Source organism: Novosphingobium beihaiense (assembly GCF_022832375.1).
Classification (GTDB): domain Bacteria; phylum Pseudomonadota; class Alphaproteobacteria; order Sphingomonadales; family Sphingomonadaceae; genus Novosphingobium; species Novosphingobium beihaiensis.
The window spans coordinates 22,647-30,820 of the sequence record NZ_JALHLG010000057.1 but is presented as its reverse complement, the minus strand read 5'-3'; the positions used below and the strand labels follow the sequence as shown (position 1 = coordinate 30,820).

General features: G+C 61.6%; 7 protein-coding genes and 2 riboswitches. Of the genes, 6 read left to right on the top strand and 1 reads right to left on the bottom strand.

Annotated features, from left to right (window positions below; all coding sequences use genetic code 11):
- Positions 1–364: 364 nt before the first annotated feature.
- Complete coding sequence (locus MTR66_RS19645; RefSeq protein ID WP_243924140.1) at positions 365–1,060, bottom strand: TetR/AcrR family transcriptional regulator; 696 nt, start codon at positions 1,058–1,060, stop codon at positions 365–367.
- Positions 1,061–1,189: 129 nt separating this feature from the next.
- Between MTR66_RS19645 and MTR66_RS19640 the strand changes: the two genes are divergently transcribed.
- From MTR66_RS19640 to MTR66_RS19615, 6 genes are all read left to right on the top strand, one after another.
- Positions 1,190–1,702: a hypothetical protein gene (locus MTR66_RS19640; RefSeq protein WP_243924138.1), complete on the top strand. Its 513-nt coding sequence runs from the start codon at positions 1,190–1,192 to the stop codon at positions 1,700–1,702.
- 13 nt (positions 1,703–1,715) lie between these two features.
- On the top strand, positions 1,716–2,894 hold the full coding sequence (locus tag MTR66_RS19635) for a DUF1214 domain-containing protein (protein WP_243924136.1): 1,179 nt from the start codon (positions 1,716–1,718) through the stop codon (positions 2,892–2,894).
- Complete coding sequence (locus tag MTR66_RS19630; protein WP_243924134.1) at positions 2,888–3,685, top strand: SDR family NAD(P)-dependent oxidoreductase; 798 nt, start codon at positions 2,888–2,890, stop codon at positions 3,683–3,685. Before MTR66_RS19635 ends, MTR66_RS19630 begins: the two co-directional genes overlap by 7 nt.
- 20 nt (positions 3,686–3,705) lie before the next feature.
- Positions 3,706–4,902, top strand: a complete 1,197-nt coding sequence (locus MTR66_RS19625) for a sulfotransferase family protein (protein ID WP_243924132.1) — start codon at positions 3,706–3,708, stop codon at positions 4,900–4,902.
- Positions 4,899–5,906: an alcohol dehydrogenase catalytic domain-containing protein gene (locus MTR66_RS19620; RefSeq protein WP_243924130.1), complete on the top strand. Its 1,008-nt coding sequence runs from the start codon at positions 4,899–4,901 to the stop codon at positions 5,904–5,906. Before MTR66_RS19625 ends, MTR66_RS19620 begins: the two co-directional genes overlap by 4 nt.
- A 414-nt stretch (positions 5,907–6,320) precedes the next feature.
- Positions 6,321–6,555: riboswitch (cobalamin riboswitch) on the top strand.
- Between the two features lie 223 nt (positions 6,556–6,778).
- Complete coding sequence (locus MTR66_RS19615) at positions 6,779–7,792, top strand: HoxN/HupN/NixA family nickel/cobalt transporter (protein ID WP_243924128.1); 1,014 nt, start codon at positions 6,779–6,781, stop codon at positions 7,790–7,792.
- A gap of 61 nt (positions 7,793–7,853) precedes the next feature.
- A riboswitch (cobalamin riboswitch) is annotated at positions 7,854–8,085 on the top strand.
- Positions 8,086–8,174: the final 89 nt, after the last annotated feature.

The following is an 8,174-nucleotide window of genomic DNA, read 5'->3' as shown; positions in this document are numbered from 1 at the left end:
GCGAGGCGGTTTGCTCATCACCGCCCCTTAACGAACTGGATTCGCGAACGGAATCCATTGGTCATTTGCGCAACAAAGCCTCTCCACAACCAACATCCCGATCTCGCCACCTGGAAAACCAGGCCGCTGCCTAAACCATCAGAATGAAGGGGCTCTCTTGGACGCCGATCACCCCGCTACGGGGTTCCTTTCGCACGCCGGTCCACATGCCTGCGCTAGGAAACGGATGCTACCGGTGTATCGATCCTTGTCGATTTAGGCGCCTGAGGAAGAGGTCTAGGGCTGCATCGTCGGTTAGAAGGCCTTCGGGCAACTGGCCTGCCGACAGGCCAGAAAGGATCTTTCTGCAAATGTTTCCAGTCGATTACCCACTATCCCGCTCCTTGGTTGATGAATCGACGCCAGGCCTCACTGCGAGGCGGCTCGACAGGCCGTCGATCGTAAAATCCATTATTGCCGCCGCGATGTCGCGATCGTCGGCGATGCCCCTGGGAAACAGCCAGTCCTTGAACAGGACATTCGCCATCACAGCCGCGAAAGAGATGCGCACCAGCAACTCGGGCACGATGCCGGACGTATTATCGTGGCGACGGCGCATCATGGCTGCGCCGCGCTGAAAATACTCTTCCAGACCAGAGATCGCGCCGAAGCCCTCGATATCGCGCGCACCATGTGTTTCGACGACGATCAGCGACATCAGCAGACCGGCGTGCTCCTGCATGAACTCCTGCAATTCGGCGATATAGGCCTGCTCGTCGTCACGTTGCTCCAGCGCATCGCTCGCCTTTTCCGGCTGCCTGTCCATGAACGCACAGAAATGCGCATTCAGCGGTTCGAATATCGCGGCCCTGAATAGGTCACGCTTGGTCGGGAAATAGCGATACAGTTGAGCTTCGGTCACGTCTGCACGGCGGGCAATGGCGGCAGTGGTTCCGCCCTTGTAACCGTTGTCAGCAAATTCACGGGTTGCTGCGGCGATCAATAGTGCGCGAATTTCCTTTGCATTACGGCGCTTGGGTGGCCCGGCATGCGATGAGCGCTTTTCCACCTGTCGGATCATTGTCTCTCCGGGGGCTGCCGCAATTTGCTTGAATGCGTTTCCATTTCAGACATAGGATAGTGAAAACTATCTAATGCGTCGAGTCTCAAAGTCCATCGACTTCGTGGCTTGCGAATGGAGAGAGCACTGATGGCCAGCCTGCTGCAGCGTCCGACCGCCGATTTCGATCCGTCGATGGGCTTGCTGCGCACGGAACATTTCCAGCTCGCCTACGCTACCAACGACATCGATCGCGCATGTGAAGTTATGCGCGACAGGCTCGGGATTGCGGAATTTCGCACTTTGGAGGGAAAGACCCCGGCAGGAGGAACCATCCGGGTCGAACTCGCATGGGCCGGGCCGATCATGTATGAAATCCTTACCGCAACCGGCCCCGGTTCCGGCATCTATATCGGGGGGCTGGACGGACCAGGGTTCGCCATGCGCCACCACCATTGCGGCTTCCTGCTGCATGATGAGGGACAGTGGCAGGGCGTCCTCGCCGAAGCGGAGCGGAGTGGCTTTGCTATACCCCATGTCAGCGAGACGCCCGGCTTCATGCGCAGCTGCTTCGTCGATGTGCCGGAGTTCGGCCATTATCTCGAATTTCTTTGGCCCACCGCTGCCGGGCTCGAATTCTTCGCCAATGTGCCGGCCAATTGAACGGATATCAGCTGTGACCGACCCGATTTCGAACGACATCCTCGATCATCTGACGCCATTGACGCTGGCAGCAGACGAGCTTGCAAACACCTGGTCTCCCGATGATCCGGCCTATCGTGCCGAACTCTATCGGCAAGCGCTGATGAACCTGTCCTATGGCTATTTTGCGTATTTCTACGCGACACCAGAGCATCCGGACTGGGCCCCGCTGTGGAACCCGGTCTATACGCTTCAGCCCAATCCAGACGACATCTACCTCTATTCGCCGATCCGCGGTGACCTGTCCTATCGCGTCAGCGGTAATCGCGGTACGATCCATATCCTCAGCTTCACCAGCCAGCATGGCATGTCGGGAATGGTCGATGACCAGCAGGAGATCTGGGGCCACAACGGCATCGACGATGACGATATCGCTTACGAACCCAACGGCGATTTCGAGATCCTGTTCAGCGCGGAACGTCCGGCAGGCCATAGCGGGAACTGGGCGCCGATCGACCGTGAAGCGACGGGCATGTTCGTCCGCTTCCGCAGTTACGACTGGTCCAATGAAACGGACCCGGTCATCTCGATCGAATGCCTTGATGAGGTTCCGCCGAAACCGCGGCTCCGCCCCGAAGAGATTGCCGGACGGATCGAGGGGATGGCGCGGTTGCCGGTGCGCAAGACGCGCCTCTATTTCCCGATGCAGGACAAAGTGAAGGATGCGGTCGGCTTCAACCGGTTCCTTCCCCAGAAAATGGACGGGGCGCTAACCAAGCAGACCTACCTGCCGGCCTTCTTCCAGCTGGAGGAAGATGAAGCCCTGATTATCGAGACCGAGATTCCCCGGCAGGTGCGCTACTGGAATTTCCAGCTCAACGATCCGCTCTTCAATGCACTCGAATACGTCTATCGGCTATCCAGCACCAATGGCGCGATGGCGACCTTGAGCAGCGATGGGAAGTTCCGCGCCGTCATTGCGCTGACCGATCCCGGCGTGCCTAACTGGCTCGACCCGGCAGGCTTTACCGAAGGCGGTATCTATGGCCGCTGGTATGAAGCGGACAGTGTGCCCACGCCGGAAATCAAGCGAGTCAAACTCGCCGAACTGCGTACCCACATTCCGCCCGACACGCCGGTAGTCACACCTTCCCAACGGCGCGAGGAACTCGCCCGGCGGGTTCGGGCTTGCCAGCGGAGGCGCAGATGGTGAGCGGGGCCTGCGACAGTTTCGACCTGACCGGACGCATCGCGCTCGTCACAGGTGGCGGCACCGGCATTGGCCGCGCGACGGCTGAACTGCTGGCCCGGCGCGGCGCAGACCTCGCGCTGGCGGGACGGCGCACAGACGTTCTGGAAAAGGCGGCGGAAGAGATCGGTGCGGCGACAGGGCGGCGGTGCGTCACCGTTCCTGCCGATGTCACCGACGCCGATCAGGCTGCGGCGATGGTGGATCACGTCGCAGACGTTTTCGGGCGGCTGGATATTCTCATCAACAATGCAGGCCGGGGCTGGCACAGTCCACTGCGCTCCATGCCTCCTGACCGGTGGCGCAAGGATGTCGACCTCAACCTCAATGCAGCCTTCTATTGTTCGCAGGCAGCCTATGGCCAGCTTGTTGTCAGTCCGGCCGGGGTGATCATCAACATCTCGTCGCTTGCGGGCATGCACGGGACGATGGGCGTGGCGGCCTATTCCGCTGCGAAGTCGGGCCTGCAAATGCTCACCCGCGTGGCAGCGGCGGAATGGGGGCACAGGGGCGTGCGCGTCAACGCGGTCGCCTGCGGCATGATCGCGACCCCGCTGGCCCGTGCGAACTGGGCAAAGACTGGGTTCGATGCCGAAACCGCTTCGCGCGGCTTCCCTCTCCGCCGCCCGGGCAGGCCCGAAGAAGTCGCGGAAACGGTCGCATTCCTCGCAAGCGATGCCGCCGCCTATATTACCGGCGAGACGATCACCGTCGCAGGCGGGCCGCAGCTCAAGGGCATGATCGACACGGATTGAGTGTCGGGAAAGCAGGACGAATGGATGACAGCTACGATCCGCCCGAACGCTTCGAAGGCGCGCTGGATCAGCTTCACCAACTGGTGGCTGACCAAGTTGGCTCCGATGATTTCGGCCCGCCGGACTATCTTCCGGGGCTGCGCGTCCTGCTGCAGTCGATGGATTACGATCCCCATTTTACCGAGCAGGGGCGGCGTTATGCCTGGGGGCAGGTCGTCAACACGCTGAAAAGCCGCGTCTATGCCATCAGATCGACGGCACTGAACCCGAATTTCGGCGCGACCGAGATCGCGAGCCCGGTCGTCATTACCGGCATTCCGCGCAGCGGCACCACGGCGCTGCATCGCCTGATGGCGGTGGACCAGCGGTTCCAGGGCCTGCAAAGCTGGCTGCTCGACAGCCCCATGCCGCGCCCGCCAGTGGCGCGCTGGCCCGACTACGCGGAATACCGCAAAACAGTTGCGATCCTCGAAAACCGATACCGCGAAGCGCCGGAAAAGCGGGCGGCCCACAGTATGGCGGCGGAGGATGTCCATGAATGCTGCATGTTGCTGAGTCATGGTTTCACCAGCAACATCCTTAGCTGCGGCTGGTCGGCGGCGACCTATGATGCGTGGCGCATGTCGGCCAACGAAGGCCCTGCCTATCGCTACTACCGGCGCTGCGTCCAGCTGATCGGCAGCAATGATCCGGGCAAGCGCTGGTTGCTCAAGAATCCTGGCCATATCGAACAACTCGACCTTTTGTTTGCCGTGTTCCCGGATGCCAAGGTGATCCAGACCCATCGCGATCCAGCCAAGGCGGTGCCGTCGCTCTGTTCGCTGCTGATGCAGTTGCATCCCGTGTTCGAGAATGACCGGAGAGACCAGCGCGCGCGCATTATGCTGGCGCGCGAAAGCGAGAAATGGGCGAACGCCATACGCCGCGCCGACACCGTACGGACACGTTTCCCTGACCAGGTTCTCGACATCGTCCACGGCGATTTCCATCGCGATCCTGCCGGAGTCATGGAACGCATCTATGCTTTTATCGGGATGGATATGCCGGAGCAGGTGCGCGCTGACATGGCACTGCGTATCGCCGCCAAGCCGGAGATGGCGCATGGCAAGCACCGCTATGACATTGCCGACTTCGGCTTGGCGGCGGGGGAAGTGCGAGAACGGTTCGGCAACTATGTCGAACGCTTCGACCTCATTGAAAGGGGAGCATCACGATGAAGGCTGCCATCTATCCCGGCGCTGGAAGGCCGGTTGTCATCGAGGATATCGCCGAGCCAGAACCCGGACCGGGCGAAATGCTCATCAAAGTGTTGCGCTGCGGAATTTGCGGCACCGATCTGTCCATGACGAAAGGCGAGGCGTGGGACTACGGCGCTGGTGTCCAGTTCGGCCACGAATTTGCAGGCGAGATCGTCGGCCTCGGCAAGGGTGTTGAGGGGTTTCAGCCGGGTGACCGGATCAGCGTGCTCCCATCCGGTGCGTGCGGGCATTGTCCGGGATGTGCCGGTGGTAATCACGTTATGTGCCGTACCGGTGCTGGCGTGGCACAAGGCTTCGCCGAACTGGCCTGTGTGCCCGCCCCGTTGGCTGTCAAACTGCCATCGATCTTGTCGATGGCGGACGGGGCGCTGGTCGAGCCGCTCGCAGTGAGCCTTTACGGGGTGCGCAAATCCGGCCTGCAGGCGGGGGCCGACGTCGTGATTCTCGGCGGGGGCACCGTTGCGCTTTATACGATCTATTGGGCGCGCAGGCTTGGCGCCCGCCGCATTGTAGCCATGTCGCGCTCGGCCCGGCGGCGCGATCTGTGCCTTGCGATGGGGGCTGATGCCTTTGTCCAGTTTGGCGGCAACGAAGCGCCCGAACTGACCAACGTGTTGAGCGGGGGAGCGCCTGCCATCGTTTACGAATGCGTGGGAGCGGAAGGCATGTTGATGAAGGCGGCTATGCATGCCGGTGTCTATGGCAAGGTTGTTTCGCTCGGCTTTTGCACCCGGCCCGACGTGCTGATGCCTGCCATGGCGGCCTATCAATGCCTCACCTACCAGTTCCTGGTCGGATACGAGATGCGGGATTTCCTCTTTATCGCTGAGCAGATGGACAAGGGCCATGTGGACCCGAAGGCAATCATCACCAGCACTGTCGAACTGGCCAAACTCCCCGAAACCATGATGACCCTGCGCGCCCGCAATGCGGAAACAAAGGTCCATGTGGTGTTCGAGTGAACCGGGAGGATTGCATTCGACCGGGACTGCGCCTCCTACGCTTGTGCTGACAAGGCTTGTGGTGGAAGACCTCGCTTTTATACCGCCATTTGCGGACTGCGCGTTCAGCGCCGCACGTCGAAGGATGCGCTGCAATACGGCAAGGAAGAAGTGGTTCTGTTTTCGGCCGAACAGCCGGGTACAAGCTGGTGTTGGCGCGTTGCGGTGGTTGTGTGCAAAGCCCATCCACAGAGTTGCTTTGCCTTTTGGGCAGCGTTCGTGGCGAGGCGCCTGTTGTTGGCAGGGACGATGGATGATGCAAAGCCTCTACGAAAGCCGCCTTAGATAGTGCCGCACTGTTCAAAGTACTGATGCTTCAATCTTGCATTGCCGGACAGGATTGATAGTCCGCCTTCTGGAGTTGGCGGATTGCCGATTCCAGCTGATCGCGCCGGTGCCCCGAGAGGGGCTTAATCGGGAATGCGGTGCGGGGGCGTGCTCCCAAATCCGCGGCTGTCCCTGCAACTGTAAGCGGATAGCGCGATGCACATCGCTCCTTTTAAACAGGGGGCAGCCACTGGGCCGGGCACCAAATCATGCGAGGTCTGGGAAGGCGTGCGTCAAGCTGTGACCCGTGAGCCAGGAGACCTGCCGGCGTCTGGTCGCTCTTGCCCTGGCCCAGGGGATGGCCGCGGCACGGTGAACTCCGTCTGAGCGACGAATGAGCGGCGGGGGCCGCATTGGAGACGTGTGCCGGCCGCCTGTGGCGTGCGGCCGATGCGCGCGCCGGCCCCGGCCTTGTCGCAAGACGCCGGGAGTTTGCATGCGTGATATCGGGATTTCTTTCGAGCAGGCGGACGGCCGCCCCAGGCCCCTCCGCCGCGTCCTCTTCCTTGCGCCGCCGTATCGGCTGGCTGTTCGGCCTGCTGGCCGCGGCCAATGTCGGCGCATGGGCATGGGCGCTATGGCTGTTCCACAGCCAGCCGTTGATGATCGGCACGGCTCTGCTCGCCTGGGGGCTCGGCTTGCGGCACGCTGTCGATGCGGATCATATCGCGGCGATCGACAATGTGACCCGCAAGCTGATGCAGGACGGCCAGCGGCCGGTCACGGTTGGCCTCTGGTTCGCGGCCGGTCATTCCGCGATCGTCATGGCGGCGGCCGTCACGATCGCCCTGACCGCCAGTGCCCTTTCGCAATTCGAGACGTTCGGTCAAATCGGCGGCATGGTCGCGACGACCGTCTCCGTGCTGTTTCTGTTTACCATCGCGGCAATGAACCTGATGATCCTGCGGTCGACATGGAAGACTTTTGCGCATGTGCGCGCTGGCGGGGCCTATGCCGGGGAGGATCTTGATTTGCTGCTGGGAGGGCAGGGGCTGCTGGCCCGCTTTTTCCGGCCGATGTTCCAGCTTATCAGCCGCAGCTGGCACATGGCGCCGCTCGGCTTCCTGTTCGGACTCGGTTTCGATACCGCCACGGAGGTCGCCATTCTCGGGCTTTCCGCCCACCAGGGCGCAAACGGCTTCTCGATCGGGACGATCCTTGTTCTGCCCACCCTGTTCGCGGTTGGCATGGCGCTGGTCGATACCGCGGATGGCGTGGTGATGCTGGGCGCCTATGAGTGGGCCTTCGTGAAGCCGATACGCAAGCTCTACTACAATATCACCATCACGTTGATATCGGTGCTGGTTGCCATCGTTATCGGCGGGATCGAGGCGATGGCCCTGATCGGCGGGAAATTCGGATTGACCGGGGCGCCGTGGGAGGCGGCGGGCGAACTGGGCGAACACTTCAACAGTCTGGGCTTTGCCATCATCGGCCTGTTCGTGTTCTGCTGGATCGCCAGTTTCGCGATCTATCGCTGGCGCCGCTTCGATGAAATCGAGGTCGCCGTCAGGGCATGACGGCCATTGGCGAAGCTGCTGATTTCGGTTAGGGGAGCCTCCGAAGGCGGGAGCGATCCCGTCCTTCGATGATCGCGCCGGTGCCCCGGGAGGGGCTTAATCGGGAATGCGGTGCGGGAGCGTGCTCCCAAATCCGCGGCTGTCCCTGCAACTGTAAGCGGATAGCGCGATGCACATGCCCCTGTCTGAAAAATGGGGCAGCCACTGGATCGCACACGCAGTGTGCATCTGGGAAGGCGTGCATCAAGCTGTGACCCGCGAGCCAGGAGACCTGCCGGCGCACTGGTCGCTCTTGCCTTGATCCAGGGGATGGTCACGGCACGGTAATTCTCCGTCTGGGCGACGAAGCTGTGCGGCTGGGGCTGCACGGCCGCGTGGTTTC